Source organism: Enterococcus sp. UD-01, assembly GCF_044909655.1.
Taxonomy (GTDB): Bacteria; Bacillota; Bacilli; order Lactobacillales; family Enterococcaceae; genus Enterococcus_L.
The window spans coordinates 107,807-125,934 of the sequence record NZ_JBIYEU010000002.1 but is presented as its reverse complement, the minus strand read 5'-3'; the positions used below and the strand labels follow the sequence as shown (position 1 = coordinate 125,934).

The 18,128-nt window shown below is 38.7% G+C and carries 22 protein-coding genes; 4 read left to right on the top strand and 18 right to left on the bottom strand.

Going from position 1 to position 18,128, the window contains the following annotated elements:
* Positions 1-55: 55 nt before the first annotated feature.
* The 8 genes from ABH902_RS02975 to ABH902_RS02940 all read right to left on the bottom strand — a co-directional run bounded on the left by ABH902_RS02975 (position 56) and on the right by ABH902_RS02940 (position 5,763).
* Complete coding sequence (locus ABH902_RS02975; protein WP_404589076.1) at positions 56-1,447, bottom strand: L-cystine transporter; 1,392 nt, start codon at positions 1,445-1,447, stop codon at positions 56-58.
* 250 nt (positions 1,448-1,697) lie between these two features.
* Complete coding sequence (locus tag ABH902_RS02970) at positions 1,698-2,087, bottom strand: DUF1149 family protein (protein WP_404589074.1); 390 nt, start codon at positions 2,085-2,087, stop codon at positions 1,698-1,700.
* 86 nt (positions 2,088-2,173) lie between these two features.
* Positions 2,174-3,517 (bottom strand): PFL family protein, encoded by a 1,344-nt coding sequence (locus tag ABH902_RS02965; RefSeq protein ID WP_404589073.1) that lies wholly within the window; start codon positions 3,515-3,517, stop codon positions 2,174-2,176.
* A 46-nt stretch (positions 3,518-3,563) separates the two neighbouring features.
* On the bottom strand, positions 3,564-3,833 hold the full coding sequence (locus tag ABH902_RS02960; protein ID WP_404589072.1) for an ACT domain-containing protein: 270 nt from the start codon (positions 3,831-3,833) through the stop codon (positions 3,564-3,566).
* A gap of 135 nt (positions 3,834-3,968) precedes the next feature.
* The gene (locus ABH902_RS02955; RefSeq protein ID WP_404589071.1) at positions 3,969-4,400 is read right to left on the bottom strand and encodes a hypothetical protein; all 432 of its coding nucleotides are present in this window, start codon (positions 4,398-4,400) and stop codon (positions 3,969-3,971) included.
* Positions 4,401-4,532: 132 nt separating this feature from the next.
* Positions 4,533-4,934: a DUF3224 domain-containing protein gene (locus ABH902_RS02950; protein ID WP_404589070.1), complete on the bottom strand. Its 402-nt coding sequence runs from the start codon at positions 4,932-4,934 to the stop codon at positions 4,533-4,535.
* A gap of 279 nt (positions 4,935-5,213) precedes the next feature.
* On the bottom strand, positions 5,214-5,468 hold the full coding sequence (locus ABH902_RS02945) for a metal-sensitive transcriptional regulator (protein ID WP_404589068.1): 255 nt from the start codon (positions 5,466-5,468) through the stop codon (positions 5,214-5,216).
* Entirely contained in the window at positions 5,458-5,763 is a 306-nt protein-coding gene (locus ABH902_RS02940) for a rhodanese-like domain-containing protein (RefSeq protein ID WP_404589067.1), read from the bottom strand. The genes ABH902_RS02945 and ABH902_RS02940 overlap by 11 nt, the downstream gene beginning before the upstream one ends.
* 240 nt (positions 5,764-6,003) lie before the next feature.
* On the opposite strand from ABH902_RS02940, the gene ABH902_RS02935 reads away from it, so the two are divergent.
* The gene (locus tag ABH902_RS02935) at positions 6,004-6,567 is read left to right on the top strand and encodes a glycoside hydrolase family 73 protein (RefSeq protein ID WP_404589066.1); all 564 of its coding nucleotides are present in this window, start codon (positions 6,004-6,006) and stop codon (positions 6,565-6,567) included.
* Between the two features lie 40 nt (positions 6,568-6,607).
* On the top strand, positions 6,608-7,237 hold the full coding sequence (locus ABH902_RS02930; RefSeq protein ID WP_404589064.1) for a hypothetical protein: 630 nt from the start codon (positions 6,608-6,610) through the stop codon (positions 7,235-7,237).
* Positions 7,238-8,400: 1,163 nt separating this feature from the next.
* Here the strand turns inward: ABH902_RS02930 and ABH902_RS02925 are convergent.
* The 5 genes from ABH902_RS02925 to ABH902_RS02905 form a co-directional block, all read right to left on the bottom strand.
* Positions 8,401-9,393, bottom strand: a complete 993-nt coding sequence (locus tag ABH902_RS02925) for a glycine-rich protein (protein ID WP_404589063.1) — start codon at positions 9,391-9,393, stop codon at positions 8,401-8,403.
* Between the two features lie 12 nt (positions 9,394-9,405).
* Positions 9,406-9,903, bottom strand: coding sequence for a hypothetical protein (locus ABH902_RS02920; RefSeq protein ID WP_404589062.1), 498 nt, complete (start codon positions 9,901-9,903; stop codon positions 9,406-9,408).
* An 85-nt stretch (positions 9,904-9,988) separates the two neighbouring features.
* Positions 9,989-10,501, bottom strand: coding sequence for a signal peptidase I (locus tag ABH902_RS02915; RefSeq protein ID WP_404589060.1), 513 nt, complete (start codon positions 10,499-10,501; stop codon positions 9,989-9,991).
* Positions 10,498-11,376: a hypothetical protein gene (locus ABH902_RS02910; protein WP_404589059.1), complete on the bottom strand. Its 879-nt coding sequence runs from the start codon at positions 11,374-11,376 to the stop codon at positions 10,498-10,500. Before ABH902_RS02910 ends, ABH902_RS02915 begins: the two co-directional genes overlap by 4 nt.
* A gap of 62 nt (positions 11,377-11,438) precedes the next feature.
* On the bottom strand, positions 11,439-12,122 hold the full coding sequence (locus ABH902_RS02905; protein ID WP_404589058.1) for a hypothetical protein: 684 nt from the start codon (positions 12,120-12,122) through the stop codon (positions 11,439-11,441).
* 772 nt (positions 12,123-12,894) lie between these two features.
* Here ABH902_RS02905 and ABH902_RS02900 point away from each other — a divergent pair.
* Positions 12,895-13,314, top strand: coding sequence for a GNAT family N-acetyltransferase (locus ABH902_RS02900; protein ID WP_404589057.1), 420 nt, complete (start codon positions 12,895-12,897; stop codon positions 13,312-13,314).
* Positions 13,315-13,362: 48 nt separating this feature from the next.
* Here ABH902_RS02900 and ABH902_RS02895 read toward each other — a convergent pair whose 3' ends face one another.
* The 4 genes from ABH902_RS02895 to ABH902_RS02880 all read right to left on the bottom strand — a co-directional run bounded on the left by ABH902_RS02895 (position 13,363) and on the right by ABH902_RS02880 (position 16,419).
* A complete protein-coding gene (locus ABH902_RS02895) occupies positions 13,363-13,746 on the bottom strand; it encodes a MerR family transcriptional regulator (protein ID WP_404589056.1) in 384 nt (127 codons plus the stop codon).
* 46 nt (positions 13,747-13,792) lie between these two features.
* Positions 13,793-14,365, bottom strand: a complete 573-nt coding sequence (locus tag ABH902_RS02890; protein WP_404589054.1) for a histidine phosphatase family protein — start codon at positions 14,363-14,365, stop codon at positions 13,793-13,795.
* A 122-nt stretch (positions 14,366-14,487) separates the two neighbouring features.
* Positions 14,488-15,372 (bottom strand): LysR family transcriptional regulator, encoded by an 885-nt coding sequence (locus ABH902_RS02885; RefSeq protein WP_404589053.1) that lies wholly within the window; start codon positions 15,370-15,372, stop codon positions 14,488-14,490.
* A 66-nt stretch (positions 15,373-15,438) separates the two neighbouring features.
* Complete coding sequence (locus ABH902_RS02880; RefSeq protein ID WP_404589051.1) at positions 15,439-16,419, bottom strand: aldo/keto reductase; 981 nt, start codon at positions 16,417-16,419, stop codon at positions 15,439-15,441.
* Positions 16,420-16,544: 125 nt separating this feature from the next.
* Between ABH902_RS02880 and ABH902_RS02875 the strand changes: the two genes are divergently transcribed.
* Positions 16,545-17,498 carry an ROK family protein gene (locus tag ABH902_RS02875; protein WP_404589050.1) on the top strand — a complete coding sequence of 318 codons (954 nt, stop codon included), beginning with the start codon at positions 16,545-16,547 and terminating at the stop codon, positions 17,496-17,498.
* A 24-nt stretch (positions 17,499-17,522) separates the two neighbouring features.
* On the opposite strand, the gene ABH902_RS02870 is transcribed toward ABH902_RS02875, so the two are convergent.
* Positions 17,523-18,113 carry an SIS domain-containing protein gene (locus tag ABH902_RS02870; protein WP_404589048.1) on the bottom strand — a complete coding sequence of 197 codons (591 nt, stop codon included), beginning with the start codon at positions 18,111-18,113 and terminating at the stop codon, positions 17,523-17,525.
* Between the last annotated feature and the right edge of the window lie 15 nt (positions 18,114-18,128).

Below are 18,128 nucleotides of genomic sequence, written 5' to 3'. Positions count from 1 at the left end.
ATATCAAAACATATTATTCGTTTTGACATCGTCTCTTATTTTATTTAATTCTCATTTATGCATTTTCTTCAATAACCATGTTGCTGTCATTTAAGACATTTCGATCAAGTTCGTGAATGCGAGAGCTTGTCACAATTCCGGCAACCATACTGTCGCTGACATTCACAGCTGTTCTTGCCATATCAATTAATGGTTCAACAGAGATCACCAAGCCAACAATCGCTACAGGCAAGTTCATCGCACCTAAAACGATTAATGAAGCAAAGGTTGCTCCGCCACCGACACCGGCAACGCCAAAGGAGCTGATTGTAACAATTGCAGTCAACATTAAAATGAATTCTAAGCTAAAGACATTTATTCCCGCTGACGGTGCGATAATCGTTGCTAGCATCGCAGGATATACGCCTGCACAGCCATTTTGACCAATGGATAACCCGAAGCTTGCTGCGAAATTAGCCGTTGCATCATCCACACCCAAGGCTTTGGTTTGTGTTTCGATATTTAAAGGTAATGCTCCAGCACTGGATCTTGATGTAAAGGCAAAGCTTAAAACCGGGAAGGCTTTTTTCAAATAATTTACAGGATTTACCTTAACAACAACTAAAATCAATAAGTGAATCAACATCACAATGATTAACGCAGTGTATGAAGCCAGTACAAATTTTCCTAAGTTAAGAATAGCTACAAAATCACTTGTCGCAACAACATTGGTCATTAGCGCCAACACCCCGTACGGAGTTAAACGCAATACCAACGTTACAATACGCATCGTGATTTTATAAAGACTGTCAATAAGATTAGCGAAAAATTCGCCTTCTTTTGGTGCTTTGCGTTTTACCCCTAAATAGGCAACACCGACAAAAGCAGCAAAAATAACGACACCAATCGTACTCGTTGGACGTGTTCCGGCAAAATCTGCGAACACGTTTCTTGGAATAAAGGATAAAATTTGTTGAGGAATTGACAGATTTTCAACGGTTTCCTGTCGAGTCGCAAGTTCTGCAATTCGTGCCGTTTCTGCTGTTCCTTCCGTAAATTTTGCTCCCTGCAATCCAAACAAAATAGTCGTTCCAATACCAACCAGAGCAGCCACAGCAGTTGTACCTAAAAGTGTTGCCAGTACATTAAAGCTGATTTTCCCTAATTGCTTGGATTCTTTCATTTTGGTAAATGCACCAACGATGGAAACAAAAACCAAAGGGATTACGAGCATTTGTAAAAACGCTACATAACCATTACCTACAATACCGATCCATTCCATTGCTTGTGTTGTGACTTTATCTTGTGTACCGAATGCGAATTGAATGATTGCACCTAAAACGATACCGACACCCAAAGCAGCAAACACACGAGTTGAAAACTTCATATGTTTTACCTGCATACGATAAAAGCCATATAACACTAAAACAAAGGCCAGTACCACTAAAACAGTGATGAGTGTTGTCATTTTTTTCCCTCCTAAATTTATAAGCTACACAATCCCGTGAAGCTAAATAATATAAATGACAAGTCCATCAAAGGAAGTAAAGGTTCCCGGAAACTATTCTTCAACAGTTTCCCTAAAAATAAAAAAGCTATTTTCAGTGATAGCTATATTGTAACTGATTTAGTCACTTTTCGTGTACTTTTTTGTCTGGCTATTGATAAAAAAAAGAGCTCGCGATAGTTTGAAGCTATCACCAGCTCTTGCTATTTTACTATTCGGCTTCAGAAGATTGGAAATTTAACTGAATACCAGGTTTATCCAGCGCAATTTCAGTAATTTCGTAAGCCATTCGCTGCACAATATTGAATAACGGACTAACCAGCTCATCTACTTCCTGCTGACTGATATCCTCTTGTTTTTCGATTCTATGATTGATAATATGATTAATTTGGCTGACAGAGCCTGATAAAATGTACTCATCAAAAACTAACCGAAATTCCAAGCGGGCAGCGATGATTGAATTTTCCTTTGGATAAGCTTCATCTTTTGATTCAATGGGCGAAAAGCCGACTCTTAGGTCTGTTTCAACTTCGCCCATTTCTTGTGTACGCATATCATAATGAAAAGCCTCTACGACTTCTTGCTGACGTTTGATTTCCACGATTGTTAACTCCTTTTTTATTTAATAAAGATCATTGGCTTTATTATACCATACTTCTTTTTAGTCAAAAAGTTCAACAAGCTGGATCAGTTCTTAAAGGAATGAATAGGTGCCGGGATTCGACCACCACGCAAGATAAAGTCTGTCGAGCCATAGTGATTCACTTCCATGACAGGCGCACGCCCCAATAATCCGCCGAATTCCACCATATCACCAACTGCAGTTCCCTTTGCCGGAATAATTCTGACTGCCGTTGTCTTATGATTAATCACACCAATGGCTGCTTCATCAGCAATCATCGCCGCAATCGTTTCAGCGGAGGTTTCGCCTGGAATGGCAATCATGTCCAACCCAACAGAACAAATCGCCGTCATCGCTTCTAGCTTTTCCAAATTCAATGCGCCATTATTTACCGCTGCAATCATTCCGGCATCTTCTGAGACTGGAATGAACGCGCCCGACAAGCCGCCTACGTGATTACAAGCCATTACGCCACCTTTTTTAACCGCATCATTTAATAAAGCTAACGCAGCGGTTGTTCCGTGAGTTCCGACACTTTCCAAGCCCATTTCTTCAAGAATATAAGCGACACTGTCACCCACTGCCGGCGTCGGCGCCAAGGAAAGATCGACAATGCCAAAGGGAACGTTTAAACGTTCAGAAGCAATTTTACCAACCAGCTGGCCCATACGTGTAATCTTAAAAGCGGTCTGCTTAACAACTTCAGCAACCACATCAAAAGGTTCGCCTTTAACCTTTTCCAGCGCACGTTTGACAACGCCCGGTCCACTAACTCCAACGTTAATCACACAATCCGCTTCGCCTACGCCATGAAAAGCGCCGGCCATAAAAGGATTATCCTCAACGGCATTAGCAAAGACCACTAATTTAGCGCAGCCCATCTCTGATTTTTCAGCGGTTTCTTTAATCACGTAGCCCATATGACGAACAGCATCCATATTGATGCCGGCCCGGGTCGATCCAATATTTACCGAAGAACAGACAAATTCTGTTTCAGCCAACGCCTGAGGAATGGAATTAATTAAGATATCATCGCCATGCTGATAGCCTTTTTCAACTAAAGCACTAAAACCGCCGATAAAGTTGACACCTACGGTTTGAGCAGCTTGATCCAGCGCCTTCGCGTATTTAACGTAGTCTTTATCTGGGCTGGCAGCCGCAATAATTCCGATCGGTGTCACTGAAATGCGCTTGTTGATAATCGGAATACCGTATTCTGCTTCTATTTCCGTTCCTACCTTCACCAGATTTTTTGCTAAGCGTGTAATTTTGTTGTAAATTTTCTGGCACGCACGATCACTGTCGCTGTCAATACAATCCAGTAAAGAAATGCCCAACGTAATCGTACGAATATCCAAGTTTTCTTCTTCGATCATGCGGATTGTTTCCAAAATTTGATTTGTCTCCAACAGTTTCTCTCCTCTTCCTAAAGCTGATTATTCTTTTCATCGTTGTTTATAATTTGTGCATCGTATTGAAAATTTCTTCATTTTGGATGCTGATCGTTACGCCCAATTGTGTTCCTAACTGATTAAGCTCTGAACGAATTTGCTCAAGATCATTATTTTCTTTTGAAATTGCTAAGACCATCATCATTGTAAAATAGCTATCCATAATTGTTTGAGATACATCAAGAATATTAATATTTAATGCTGCTAACTTTTGGCTCACTCCAGCAATAATTCCTACCTTGTCTTTTCCTATAACAGTTAAAATTGCGCGCATGCAGTTACCTCCTAAATAGTTTTTTTCATTATAGCATAACTTGTTCAGCAGTTAACTAAAAAGCTGAATATCGCGTAAAGAAAAAACAGGAATGTTCGCTTTTGACACAAAAACGCCTAAGCGGCTTAAAACTGCTTAGACGTTTTTATAAAATTGGTGCTTACAGCTTGAACAAGTTACTTTAATCTTGCCTTTTCCTTTTGGTGCGCGTAATTGCTGCTTGCAGGAAGGGCATTTGAAATATTTATAGGTCTTGCGTGCTTCGAATTGTGTCTTTTTACGTTGAAAATAATTGCTGAGCTGCTTTTGCTTCGTTAAAAAACGCGTATTTTCATTCAGCCTTGGATAAATTTTTTTGGAAAAAAAGCGAAAATTCATCCAAATAAGTAAAGCTGCAGCTAACCAAAATGCACTGGTGGTCGGTAAGAACAGATTCACTATTAATAATATCAGACAGACACGCAGCAAAAAACGGTTCAGCTGATCCATACGTGCATAACGACCTATTAACAGCTTTTGAAGCTTTGCCTGCCAACGCAGTAAGCGCTCCAGCCAGATTTGTCCCATAGAATCCCTCTTTTCCTAGCCATTATCTCAATAATTAGAAGACTTTTCAAGACGAAGGCAGAGAATTCTTTTGGTAAAAAGCAGCTTAATTATTTACTAATTCTTTCAGTCAAGCGTTTATGTTTCCTCACTTTAGTGAATCTCTTTAAAATCAAGGCGCAGCTTGCTTTGATCTTTCATAAAATCATATTGATAAGAGCCTGTTAAGGCCTGCAACTGTCCGCCAGCCTTAATAATCATACCAGGAGAGTCCAGTAAGCCTTTATCAAATATTCCTTTTTCGGCCGCCGTAAAGGTTCCTGTTTTTCCCTTATATTGGCCTTCAAAATGAAGAAATCCCGCAATTCTGGCAGTTGCCAAATGTCCGTCTTCCAAATTACTGTCCAGATAATAAAGTAAATATTCCACCCATGCCTTGCCGATCAAATCACCTTCCAGCTCATATTCAGCATGAACCTGCGTGATTGGAAAATCGTCTCTGTCTTCGCTTATTGGCTGTTCATCCCATTTGATTACGTTAAATGATGCCTGCATACTTATCCCTCCCTATGAGTAACAGGATACCAAACATATGTTCTTTTTACAAGCGAACAAGCACATCTTTTTCATTTTTTTAGTCATGCATCACATGAAAAAGAGGTTGATCCAAAAGTCGTTTAGGTTCGAGCAATTGGAGTAAAAGACGAACAATATGCTTTTTATATTGATCGAATTTTATGAAATTGCCGAAGAACCTGACTTTGGGCCACCGTTTATTCGTAAGTAGTGGGCGGAAAAAAACTGTTTTTTAGTTTTTTCCCGCCCACAGCTAAGTTATCTGGTTTTAACAATCATTTCCAACGCTTTCCCTAGCTCTTCATCAGTAATATCAAGCTTTTCATCTGTTAAACAGTGTTTAATATTTTCAGTAACCACCAGTCCGATAACTTTATCAATACTGGAACGAACAGCCAATAATTGTGTGACCACTTCCCCACATTCTTTGCCCTCGTCCATCATTTTCAGTACACCGCGAATTTGTCCTTCTGAACGCTTTAGACGATTGGCTAATTTAGGATCACATTTCATCTGTTACAGTACCTTTCCATGCAGACATTCCGCCCATTACATTCGTCACCTGATAACCAGAAGCAGCCAAATATTCGCAGGCCATTTGCGAACGTCCGCCAGAATGACAAATCACATAATAAGGTTGTTCGGGATTTAATTTTTCAGCGGATTCCTGCAGTGTACTGAGAGGAAAATTTTTCGCCCCTTTAATATGTCCTGCTTCAAATTCGTCTTCTTCTCTGACGTCGATAATCGCTAATTTATTGCGCTTTTCCAGCTGTTCAAATTCATCGACCATGATTGATTGATACATAGATAAACCTACTTAAAATATACCCCTATAGGTATTCACAAAAATGATCATACTATATTAGCCTCAGGCTTGTAAAACAATCTGTTTGTCTTAGCACGATCGGTAAATTTATTGCCCTCACTTTTAATCAAATTGACGTATTTCTTATAAAAGTCCAATAATTATTAATTTTTTTGGCATCCTTTTGTAACATTTGACCACTATACTGGAAACAACTGAAAAAAGAAAAGAGGGGTATTTATGAATCCAGTTGTTTACTCAAAAAAAAATCTGATTCCAATACTGCTAATTTTGCTTCTTTCCTTTACAAGTCTTTTTTTCATTTTTAAACCAAAAGAAGAACCGCTTGATCCTGAAACAGCTTATCAACAGGAATTTATCGAAGAAATCGCTGACGAGGCGAAACAGTTGCAAAAGAAAACACATTTATTTGCCAGTATTACGATTGCCCAAGCGATTTTAGAATCGGATTGGGGTCGTAGTGAACTCGCAACCGAAGCAAATAATCTGTTTGGTATTAAAGGCGAGTATAAAGAACAAACAAGTGTAATGCCTACTGATGAATACGTTGATGGCCAGCGAATAACAATTGATGATTCCTTTAAAAAGTATGAAACCATCCAACAGTCCATGGCAGATCATATGGATTTTTTAAAGGGGGATTCCTACAAGGCCATTAAGACGAGTAAAAATTACAAAGAAGCAGCTTTAGCTTTACAAAACGGCGGTTATGCCACCGATCCAGATTATGCCGAAAAATTGATTCAATTAATTGAAGAATTTCAACTATACCACTACGATTGACGGTGTTCAAACGCTATAAACAGGATAAAAGGAGAACGTTATGGATAAACTTGGGTATGTTATAGAAGAGGCCGGCTTAACGATCCTTCGCCAAAAAGGAACAGCATTACTTAGATTGAGCTTTGGCATGCTTTACTCCTTGTCTTTCATTTTATTGGCCAGAGGCTGGGTGACTTTGCTTCAGCTTGAAAGCAATGAAAAAGAAAATCCCTTAAAAAACAGCAATCCCATCAACGCTTTATTGGAAAATAATACAGATCAAACGTTGATTAGCTTTTTAGGAATTCTAAAATTTGCATTCCTGATTATCTGTCTTGCGATGCTTGTATTTGTCGCCTTTTATTTATTTTCATTTCTGCAAAAGCAATTCTTATTGGAAAAAGACGAGCTGCAGATCAAAGCTTACCTAGGTAGTTCAGCATTAAAAATCACTGGTGAATTTTTTGCTCCAATTGCGATAATTTTGGCTTTTGGCGGTATTTGCGGCATTATTTGTGGAAATTATCTCTATCTGCAGTTTTATAAAAGAGCGGTCTGGTGGGTGAAAGAAGTGCTACATTCCTCAACTCATTACCTTGTGATCGTTGATATTCCTTTTGTTTTATTGATGACAGTACTGTTGGGGCTGCAATTTCTTTATATGAAACAAAAGATTACAGCGCTCAACTAACTGCAGCTAATTCAAACTATTCCATAGTAAAATTTTACTCTTTTTGATGATGTAAAAATTTTTTTCACCTAAAACAGCGCTGTTAAAGGAAAGTTAGAGCGTACTTTTTTACTCTTTGCAATCTTTTTTTACTATTTCGCAATATCTTATTGACTATAGTCTAACCTTTAAGTTAAGATAATATTACAATACAAATAAAAAAAGGCGCCCTGCAGGAGGACAGCAATCATCCCGCAGAGCCCTGTATTATCAGCCAGAACTAATAATACAAGTTTTGCCTCGTCAATATTTCTATTGACTGATTCTATTGTACTAAATGTTAGAAAAAAATTCTAGTGTTTTTTGCACATATATAGAATTTGTTGATATTTATTTAGCGAACGCTTCTCATGGTATTAGTTTCTGACTAATATCATTTTTTTGTGTTGATAATATTTTTTGGTAATTAGAGCGAAAACAAATAAAAAAGGCACTCTGCAAAAGGACAGCAATCCTCTTACAGAGCCCTGTACAATCAGCCAGAACTGATCATACAAGTTGCCTAAGTCAATGTACATCGACTATTTCATTTTACCTAATTTTTGTAAGAAATACTAGTGTTTTTTTCATAATTAGTGAATGAGTTATAGTGGATGCAAATTCGTTGAACTTTTGCGCGGTATTGGTTGGTGACCAATATCGCTTTTTTTCGCTCTTTTTATATCGTAAACATTGGTATCCTTTTTTCCAATACCCTTTTTCATTGTTACCTGCCAATGTTTACAAGCTGAAAGACTGGAAGTAAACGATCACCTACTTTAACTACTCCACTCCAAAAAAGGCGAGCTGAGTCAATATGTACAAAATCAAAGATACTTTACAACGATATTTCCCATTTTATCCGGAGTGTTTTGGCTGAAGTACGATTTAATCCAGTCTTTTAGTCCTGATAGTGTCCGTTTTATAAAAAGCAGACACTATAAAAAAGAGCATGTGCTTGCAGAACACATACTCTTCAAACAGCTGCTTATCAACTCACAATTTAGCTAAAAATAGCAAATCAACCAAATCATACCAACCATTCTTTATATAACGATAGGCAGCTGTTTGTTTTTAATCAAAAAAACAGGAACGAATGAAAGTAAGTTTGCTTCATTCGTTCCTTTTGTATTTTTTTTGCACATCTAAGGTAATTTATCACCAATATATGAAACGATGACATAGCCTCCAGCATTTCGTGGCTTAGTTGGAAAATCGACAAGCCCCGGTAGTTTAGCAATTACAACAACTGGCAAACTTTGCGAAACTACATCGCTGTAAAACGATGAACCTGCTCCGCCGCCGCCACTGATAATGTTGGTTGAGCTAGCTCCGCCACCGCCATAGAAGCCGCCGCCACCGCCGCCGCCCCAGTGACCGGCATCGCCACCAACCCCTTCAGCTCCGTCTTTCCCTTGAGAAAAACTCAGGTCAATAACACCACCATAAGTTTTACCGCCTACAGTGGAGCCACCGCCACCAGCAAAGTTTCCGCCGATTACACTGCCGCTTCCTACGCCAGCCTCACCAGGTCTAAAATAACCAGAGTAATTTCCTTGTGTAAATGCAGTAAAAATACCTAAGCCTGCATTCCCACCAGAAGTTACGGCGCCGTTTCCACCTGCGCCACCACCTGCGCCGCCACCGGCAATGATGATGCGGTTATTGAGATTATTTAACGAAATCGTCGTAGCTCCAGCTCCGCCTCCACCTGCTGAACTGGCAAATACGCCACCATCGCCACCATTTCCGCCACCATTGTAACCACCTGCACCACCCGTTGCTCCCGAACCATTGTATCCGGGACCACCGGCTGTGACGTTTATCTTTTGATTGGCTACAAAAGAACCCATTACTGTAAAGTAATCGCCGTTACCGCCGCTATAACCATTACTACTGCTGCCACCATTTGCTCCCCAAACCTGAAAAACATAATAGCCGTCTTTTGGAAGGGTGTATATTTCTATAGAACCCGTATAATTAAAAGCTACACTTTCAAATGGTAGTTCTTTTGTAACGGCAGAAAACGAAAACGTTCTACGCTTAGTAAATTTCGCCTTCACAGTTGGATACGTTAAAATAGTACAAAGAACTAATAAAAGGACTAACAAAGATAATTTTCTCTTTTTATTTATCATACGATCACATCCTTAATCCACTTGCTCGGCAATAAATTCCAAATGTAATTCTTCTTGAATATCATAAAAATAGCTAGGCTGAGCGCTATTGATATTCATATAAATGTATTTTGTTTCTCCTGAAGATAAATAAAAATCTGTTTCCGATGTAATCTCATAATCAGGCAGCTCAAGCCCACTAGCATTTGTTAATTCAATAGCTGTGACATGAATCACTGCCTCACTTGTATTAAGCACGCTAAATTGAAAATTTCTGCTAGTTTTTTGCTGGTCAAATTCAATACTATTCGAATCTTTAAGTTCAGCATAATTTGTGTTAGTAATATCATAGCCTTTAATAGTCGGCTGAAAATAGATTAATCTTGCTTTATCTTGCGCACTTTTAGAGGCTGTAAGCTTCGCAAAAGCTGGAGAAGTTATTGAAATCAAGCAAATGACAACAATACAAAAAATGATAAGATAAAACAAGCTATCTTTAAATTTTTGATTCTTTATTCGTTGAAATCTCATCTTATTCTCCTTGCAGTCAGTATTTGTTTATTAACTATTAGTAATTAAAAGTCTGTATGTAATATAAAAGATAAAATCAAGCTCTTCATGTTTTAACATGTTTCGGTCTTCTTTTTTTTGTTTTAGCAGCGTCATGGTCATCGAATGCAAAAATAATCGCAAAGCAAACGAGCAGCATTAAGCCCATGGTTCCTAATTTCGTTGAAAAAAATTCTTGGATAAAGCCTACTGCTGGAATGACAAAAATAACTTTGCCTTCTATCTGGCTTTTATCCAGCCACTCATCTACTGTGTTATTCGCATCACCTTGCGTAAGATAGCGCGCCTCTTTTACCTCAACAATTCGGTGTGTTACCAGTGCTGTATTGGAATGGAACAAGATAACTTCATCTTTGTTGTAAGTTGGCTGCTTTTTGGTGATCACTAAATCATTGACTGAAATGTTCGGCTCCATACTGCCGGAAATTACGATTGCATTGCCATAGCCGAACAAAGTAGGATATTCAACTTTTTTAACAATTTTCATTGTTCCAAAGTATGCAAAAATCAGAATGATAACAACTAATAAAAAGAGGAAAAATCCTTTAACGTATTTCATGAGTCCTGCCTCTTTCTAAACCATAAATAACCAGCCGCTGCTATTAACAAAATTACCAGCGGATGAAACACATCGCTGACGATTTCTCCCATTAATGGTAAAACCTTGGCTTTTATAAAGGTTGTTTTATTCGTACTTGACGGATTCGTTACACTACCGGCTTGACTACTGTCCCTGCTTGAATCGTTTTGATTATTCGCTGTTGATTCATTCGTCTCACTCGCTCCTGAAATTCCATCACTTGTCGTACTTGAAGAATTGCTTGGGCTAGTGGTGGTATCATTAGTAGTTGTCGTAGCATTTGAACTGCTAGAACTATCAGTAGATGGAATCGGTGCATTGCTTTCTTCAACGATTAATTTAAAGTGAAGACTTTCATATAAGGCTTTGTCTAGAGTCAACGCCTGTATTTTCTGATCTCGTGTATCATTGCTTTCCCATTGCCATGAAAGTGTATATTCTTCAGTTTTACCGGGAAGAATCACTTGTTCAATGGACAACGATTGTCCGGCTTTTGCAGAAGCATCTGCAGCAACCGTCCAATCATTCCCATTGGAACTTAATACGTACTTTAAGGGCAAAGTAATATTTTTAGACGAGGAGGTCGTTAAAATTAATTCATAATGAATTGTTTCTTGATTATTATTTTTTACGATAAATTTGCTGCTCCCTTGACTCCCCGGATAAATGATCTTATCTTTTGTTGAGAAGATCGTAATCGGAGTTGAATCAATTAACAGCTGGTTGTTTTGATTTTTACCGATAAAAAAGCCTTGATCTTTTGCCGAGCCTTCCATAGGAGCTAAAATTAGAAACAAGAAAGAGAAAAGAATAAATGGAAAAAATAGTTTTATACTAAGAATAATTTTTTTCATTTCGTTTTCCTTTCTTTATTTAATAATAGATTTTTCGATTGTTTTAGATCTTTTCAATAAAATTAGTCGACTTGTTCTACGCCAATAGTTACAGATAGATCAACTGTTAAGTCCTCACTGATTAACTTGTCTGCAAGCGCAGTATCTTTTATGTCTGTCGCATCGTTAACAGAGAAAGGCCAGTTCCATGTAATTCTGTATTTTGTTGTGGTTGATGGTAATGATCCTGCTTCAATCACTGTGTCAGCACCAACTTCATTTATCTTAGTGACCAAAGCTGAAAGTGTAACGTCTTCAACAAGTTTTGTTACAGTACTGCCATTAACAGTTGATAAAGTGAATTTTAATGGTTCATAAGCTGTTGAGTTTACATTCCAATTGCCTGTATAAGCGCCCGCTGCAGTAAATTTAAATTTATATGCAACTTCTGGAGCATCACCACTAAGAGCAGGAGAAAAATCATAAGTTCCAGTTGTTCCTGGTGCAATCACTTTCGTAGAATCGGCACTTTTAACTGCATCTTTTCCACTCAAAGCTGTGTCTGTTGCAGCATAAGAATCTTTGAATAGGTCCAAACTAACCGTTGTTCCACTTATCCATTTGGCAACTCTAGCTGTATCTGTTACTGCTTGTGATTCTGTTTTGTATTTTGCGCCTGTCAAATTAGAAAAGTTAACACCCAAAACCCCAATAGCTAAAACTAATAATCCGTATTTTGCACACTTTTTCAAATTAATTGATTTCATTCAAACTCTCCTTAAATTATATTTTAGCAACGAACTTGCCTTTTCAACATGCCGCTACTGCTGAATAGAAGTTTTGTCATAATGCTTCAGTATATATTCTTTTCAATGATAACTATTATTTAATGGTTATATCTATTTAAATTTTTACTGAAAATATGATGAACTTCTTTCCTTTCTTAGATTACTGAATTTTTCAAAAAAATAAATGTATTTCACGTATAGAAAATCCAATTTCACGTATTTTTTCTTCGTAAAATATAATTTTTTTACAAATAATTAAAAGAAAATTACTATATTTATGAATAGACGGCTACACTTAATGACATTTACTCTTGTCATTTTTGCTACTTATCAGCAAAATTTTCGTGCATAATCAAAAAAATATGTGGATTTCATACACTTTTGACAAATTTATTCAATATGATAAAATAACAGGTTTTACTTAAAATCCTTTTTGGTCTTATGTTGCTCATAATAAAAAGAACGGAGAAAAAAGAAAGTTCCTTTTTTTTCTCTGTTCTTTTTAATTTGTTGTTTCAAAAAAGTTCTTTTCGGATTGCTGCTATGTTCTGATTTTTCATACTAACATCCATTCATTTGCTTCCAGTTAATTTTATTATTGTTTTTTTATCATATATATTTATTATCGTTCTATCAGATCATTGATTACTTTCTTATTTGTCTTTTTACTGATTTAATTACATTCCTTATGGGATAGTTGCATAAACTGTGGTTTAATAAAAGTAGAGAGCGAATTGTGGGAGGGCTGTTTTTGATAAAAGAAGTGAAGAACCTATTACTAGAAAAACGAGCACTTGACTTATTATCTCGTTGTTTTGTTTATCCTAATGAACCGCAGAAGCTTATCGAAAAAATCACCTTGTTCTCGCAAAACAAAGCTTGTCAAAGTTATGGTTCATTTATAAATAGTCAGCTGGTCGGGATTCTTATCTTGGAAAATCTTCAGTCAGAGCATATTATTCAAGCCATTGCGATTGATCCCAAGCTGGAGCGGCAAAACATTGCGTCATCTTTATTAAAGGCCGCTCGATCAGAATATCCTGCCGACACCTTTATAGCGGAAACCGATCAGGAAAGTCTAGGATTCTATCAAAAGTCAGGCTTTACGGTTTTTTCTTTAGGTGAAAAATATCCTGGTGTTCTTCGTTTTTTATGTACATTAAACGAGTAAAAAGCTGAACGTTCACTTATGAGAGTAAATGTTCAGCTTTTTTAGTTATTAATCAAAGTTTTTTAATTGTTTTTCTTTCGGTACCATGTGGTTATCGTAATTTTCAATTTTATAGTCTAAACGCTCCAAGACACCCTGCATTGCTGCAATTTTGTCTTCCAGCAATTTCTTCTGTTCTTTTAATAATTCCATTCGCGCCGGAATTGTTTGATCCCCTTCTCGAAAAAGAGTCAAATAATCAATTAAAGATTCAATTGACAGACCTGCGCTGCGCATATGTCTACTGAAGGTAATCCAATTTAAATCTTCTTCTGTAAAATTACGCACGCCGTTTTCATTGCGTTGAACGGGGGGAATTAAACCAATTCGTTCATAATAGCGTATAGTATCTGCGGATACTTGCGTTTCTTCGCTTGCTTTGCTGATGTTCATCGCTTTCCTTCTTTCCTTTCTTCATTATACTTTTACTACTATATTCTTATTTAAAATTAGGCCGAATCACATCGACCAACTCGAAGCTTTTTTGATTCGCATCATAGCTGTATTTGAAAATGCAGCAGTTGGTTACGCCTTTACGTAGTACATCACTTGGATCCTGCCACACAGATAAAAAATGAAGACAAGCGCCTGCATGAGAAACAGCCAGCACTTCTTGATGATCTTCTTTTTCCATAATTTCAGTACAGGTAGCTGTCATTCGCTTTCGTACTTGCTCACGGGATTCACCGCCGTAATTTAAGAAAAAAGTGCTTTTATCACTGGGATTTAAATCCTCACTCTCTCCTTCAAACATTCCAAAGTTCATTTCTTTTAAGCCTTTTAGACGTGTATAAGGCAAGCTATTTTGCAGTACCAGCTCTAAGGTATCGCTGCTTCTTTCAGAGGTGGAGCTATAGGCATGATCCAGCGGAATATTTTTAAAATAGTCACCCGCAATTTTGGCTTGCTGAATACCCGCTTCGGTTAAAGGTGAATCACAAGCTCCTTGAATTTTTTTTCTTACATTAAAAAGTGTTTGACCATGACGCATAAGATAAAATGTTTTTTTCACTTTTTCACTCCTTCTCGCACAGTTCCTTAACCCATTTTTTATAAATAAATCGCTGTATCATTTCTTTAATTAAATGATACAGCGATCCCTCGTATTCGTCCAGTACCTTTGAAAGGCAGCTTCTATGCTTTAAAAGCCTCTTTAAAGCGGCGAATGAATTCTTTAACTACCGGCGTCTGAATTCTGGTTTTCTTCCAGACGAGTAAGCAATTTCTTTCAATTGCCGGCTCTAGCGGGATGAATTTAACATTATTCAACCGCCGATTAGCTACTACTCCTTCGATCGTTAAAGCTGAGCCTACTCGGTTTTCAACTAGTGCGAAAACATTAAAGATCAGATTGTAGGTTCCTATAATGTTTAAATCGGCAAAGGAATACCCTAGCCACTGTTCCAGCATTTGCTGAAGCTCCGGTCGTCCGGAACTTAGTAAGGGAATCCCTTTCAACTCATTCGCTTGAATGGTTTTATTTTGCGCTAAAAATGAATCTGCGGCTACCAGCAGTCCCCACTTTTCCACTCGCGGTAAAACAAGTGTTTCCAAACCTTCGATAGCTACCGGCTCTAATAAAAGAGCTAGATCCACCAGCCCTTTTTCCAGACGATCACGGATATCATCACTCGTACCGGAAACGATGTTAAAGGTCACCTGCGGGTAATCACTGACCAATTCCTCCAGCATCATGGCCAAGGTGTCAGAGTTATCTGCCTCGACACAGCCGATGGAAAAGTGACCGCTAAGCGAACCCTCTTGCTGCTGTCGAAAGCTGCGCTCTGTATTTTCAGTCAACGTTAAAATTTCCGCCGCTCGTTCTTTTAGAAAATGACCTGCTTCTGTCAGCTCCAGTTCACGGTTTGACCGCACTAAAAGCGGCGTGCCTAATTCTTCTTCCAACTCTTTGATTTGTCGGCTTAAGGTTGGCTGAGTAATTCGTAAAAGCTGAGCGGCTCTGGAAAAATTCTTTTCTTCTGCTACTGTCCAAAAGTAGCGTAATAAACGTAGTTCCATTGGCATCCTCTTCTAGTTTTCTTTCATTATAATATGAAGCTTAGGAAAAAGGAAAGCCGGATCGTCTTAGATGGCGCCAACCACTTTGTGCGGCAAATAGGACTCTTCCAAGTAAGCGACCTCTTCCGTAGATAATTGCAGCTCCAGTGCCGGTAGCGCATCCAACAAATGACTTTCCTTAGTGGCGCCGATGATCGGCGCTACCACAGGCTGTTTTTGCAGCAGCCAAGCTAAAGCAATCTGCGCCCGCTTTACTCCACGTTTTTCAGCCAGCTCTGCAACACGCTGTACAATTATTTTGTCCTGCTCTTCCGTACTATCATATTTTGACTGCGCCGTTGTGTCTGTTAAAAAGCGTTTAGTTGTCGCTTCCCAGTCACGGGTCAAACGACCTGCGGCCAAGGGGCTGTACGGTGTAACTGCGATTTTTTGATCTTCACAAAGCGGCAGCATTTCCCGTTCCTCTTCTCGATACAAAAGATTTAAGTGGTTTTGCATAGAAACGAATTTCGTCCAGCCATGTTTTTCAGCGACTGCCTGTGCTTTGGCAAATTGCCAGGCATACATCGCTGAAGCACCAATGTAGCGAACTTTGCCGGATTTAACGATATCATGCAAAGCTTCCATCGTTTCCTCAATTGGGGTGTTGTAATCCCAGCGATGAACGATGTATAAGTCAACATAATCCATTTCTAATCGTGCTAGGCTTTCATCGATTTGGTGGAAAATTTCTTTACGGGACAAGCCGCCGCTGTTCGGCGCTTTTTTCATTTTAGTATATAACTTCGTCGCGACAACAATCTCATCGCGTTTTGCATATTCATTTAAGGCTTTTCCTAGGATCTTTTCACTTGCGCCGTAAGAATAGACATTAGCAGTATCAAAAAAATTAATGCCCAGCTCTAAGGCCTTTTTTATGACCTTTTTGCTTTCTGTTTCTTCCAGCACCCACTTATGAAAGCCGCTGTTCGGGTCACCAAAGCCCATTGCACCCAAGCATAAAGGCGATACATCCATGCCTGTATTACCAAACTTAACATAATTCATCTTAATTCCTCCTTGTATAAATGATTACGAACTGCTACATTTAGTGTAACGCTTGAAGTTCACTTCAAGTCAAGTGATTTCCTGTAAAAATTTTTTTATTTTTCAAAAGAAAGAGGTATAAAAGAATGCAGCACACACCAGTCCTTTTAGCTTTAGATATCGGCGGCTCCGCTGTTAAATACGGCATTTGGCAAAATGAAGCACTCTCTCATCAGAGTAGCTTTCCTACGCCCTTAACCAGAAAACAATTTTATACCGCTATTCAACAGCTGTGTGAAGAGTTTGCTGCTTTAGCAATTGGCGGGATTGCAGTCAGCTGTCCGGGGGAACCGGATGAAACGACTGGAATCGTTCATGGGATGAGCTATGTTCCATTTTTGCATGTAGGGGAATTTCAACAGGAATTTGCGGCACAGCTTGGTTTGCCGGTTACTTTGCAAAACGATGCTGATAGCGCTGCTTTAGCGGAAATGACTTTAGGCGTTGGACGCCACTACCAGAATGCCTTATTTACGATAATTGGTTCAGGTGTCGGACTGGCAGTTGTCAAAGAAGGCAAGATTTTAAAGGATTCTGCTGAAAAGATTGATACCTTTGAAAAATTTGTGGCAGATAAAATCAAGGTGATGAAAAATTCAAAAGTCTCGCCTGTTCAGCTTGGCCGTACAGTGGCTTTAAAAAATTTTAAATGGCCGCGAACACTCGACGGAAAAGATGTATTCGAATTAGCGAAACAAGGCAACACTGTTGCTTTGCAGGAAATAGAGCGAATGTATGAAGCGTTAGCTGAAATCATGATTGTTTTAAATGAAGCTTATAGCCCGGAAATCATTGGCTTAGGCGGCGGCATTAGCACGAATCCTGAGCTTTTACCCAAGCTTAATGAACAAATTCGGCAACAGCTAAGCACGCAAAATAAATTCAGTCTGTTTAAACCCTTGTATAAAAAGGAAGCAGCTACTCAAATGCCCAAAATTGAAATCTGCCACTTTAAAAAGGATGCGAATCTGATCGGTGCCGTCCTGCATTTTCAAGAAGTTTACCACTTAAACAAAAAACAGAACCAGGAGCAAGAGTAAGACTTGTCCGGGTTCTGTTTTGTTTTAAGACGAGGTTTCAAGAGCTTGACCGATAGTTCCGCCGGGATGCCAAGCTAAATAAGTATCCAAAGTAAGACCTTTTGCTTCCTGCAACAAAATGGAAAGTGCCTGCAAATAGATTAGCTCAGCAACAATGGATGCACGCGGTGGTTTATTTAGATTATCGCCTTCTAAATCAACTGCTGCTGTTAAGCTGATTTCCGCCAGCATAGCTAATGATGAATGATGACTGCGGCTGAGCACGACAATCTGTGCGCCATTTTTCTTTAAAGTACTAACAGCTGCTAATAGTTCCGTTGTTTCGCCGCTGTTGGAAATCGCAATGACCAGATCTTCTGCCTGAACCTGACCACTTGACCCATGAACGGCTTCTGTTCCATCTAAGAAATATGCCGGAATTCCGATTGATGAAAACAGGGAAGCAGCATACCCGGCAATGTAGGAGGGTTTTCCTATACCTGTAAGATGTACGCGGCCGCCAGCGGCTTCTGTTTTTAAAATCAATGTACAAACAGCCTTCAATCGTTGTTCATCCAGCTCTGAAAGTGTCTCTTGAAGCTCTTGTGCGATAATTTTCTTGTAGCTTTTAAGCATGAACGATTCACCTCT

Excerpts from the sequence above, each read along its gene's own strand:
- ABH902_RS02975 (WP_404589076.1), bottom strand. The coding sequence starts at position 1,447 with ATGACAACACTCATCACTGTTTTAGTGGTACTGGCCTTTGTTTTAGTG.
- ABH902_RS02960 (WP_404589072.1), bottom strand. The coding sequence starts at position 3,833 with ATGCGCGCAATTTTAACTGTTATAGGAAAAGACAAGGTAGGAATTATT.
- ABH902_RS02955 (WP_404589071.1), bottom strand. The coding sequence starts at position 4,400 with ATGGGACAAATCTGGCTGGAGCGCTTACTGCGTTGGCAGGCAAAGCTT.
- ABH902_RS02950 (WP_404589070.1), bottom strand. The coding sequence starts at position 4,934 with ATGCAGGCATCATTTAACGTAATCAAATGGGATGAACAGCCAATAAGC.
- ABH902_RS02945 (WP_404589068.1), bottom strand. The coding sequence starts at position 5,468 with ATGAAATGTGATCCTAAATTAGCCAATCGTCTAAAGCGTTCAGAAGGA.
- ABH902_RS02940 (WP_404589067.1), bottom strand. The coding sequence starts at position 5,763 with ATGTATCAATCAATCATGGTCGATGAATTTGAACAGCTGGAAAAGCGC.
- ABH902_RS02935 (WP_404589066.1), top strand. The coding sequence starts at position 6,004 with ATGAATCCAGTTGTTTACTCAAAAAAAAATCTGATTCCAATACTGCTA.
- ABH902_RS02930 (WP_404589064.1), top strand. The coding sequence starts at position 6,608 with ATGGATAAACTTGGGTATGTTATAGAAGAGGCCGGCTTAACGATCCTT.
- ABH902_RS02925 (WP_404589063.1), bottom strand. The coding sequence starts at position 9,393 with ATGATAAATAAAAAGAGAAAATTATCTTTGTTAGTCCTTTTATTAGTT.
- ABH902_RS02920 (WP_404589062.1), bottom strand. The coding sequence starts at position 9,903 with ATGAGATTTCAACGAATAAAGAATCAAAAATTTAAAGATAGCTTGTTT.
- ABH902_RS02915 (WP_404589060.1), bottom strand. The coding sequence starts at position 10,501 with ATGAAATACGTTAAAGGATTTTTCCTCTTTTTATTAGTTGTTATCATT.
- ABH902_RS02910 (WP_404589059.1), bottom strand. The coding sequence starts at position 11,376 with ATGAAAAAAATTATTCTTAGTATAAAACTATTTTTTCCATTTATTCTT.
- ABH902_RS02905 (WP_404589058.1), bottom strand. The coding sequence starts at position 12,122 with ATGAAATCAATTAATTTGAAAAAGTGTGCAAAATACGGATTATTAGTT.
- ABH902_RS02895 (WP_404589056.1), bottom strand. The coding sequence starts at position 13,746 with ATGAACATCAGCAAAGCAAGCGAAGAAACGCAAGTATCCGCAGATACT.
- ABH902_RS02885 (WP_404589053.1), bottom strand. The coding sequence starts at position 15,372 with ATGGAACTACGTTTATTACGCTACTTTTGGACAGTAGCAGAAGAAAAG.
- ABH902_RS02880 (WP_404589051.1), bottom strand. The coding sequence starts at position 16,419 with ATGAATTATGTTAAGTTTGGTAATACAGGCATGGATGTATCGCCTTTA.
- ABH902_RS02875 (WP_404589050.1), top strand. The coding sequence starts at position 16,545 with ATGCAGCACACACCAGTCCTTTTAGCTTTAGATATCGGCGGCTCCGCT.
- ABH902_RS02870 (WP_404589048.1), bottom strand. The coding sequence starts at position 18,113 with ATGCTTAAAAGCTACAAGAAAATTATCGCACAAGAGCTTCAAGAGACA.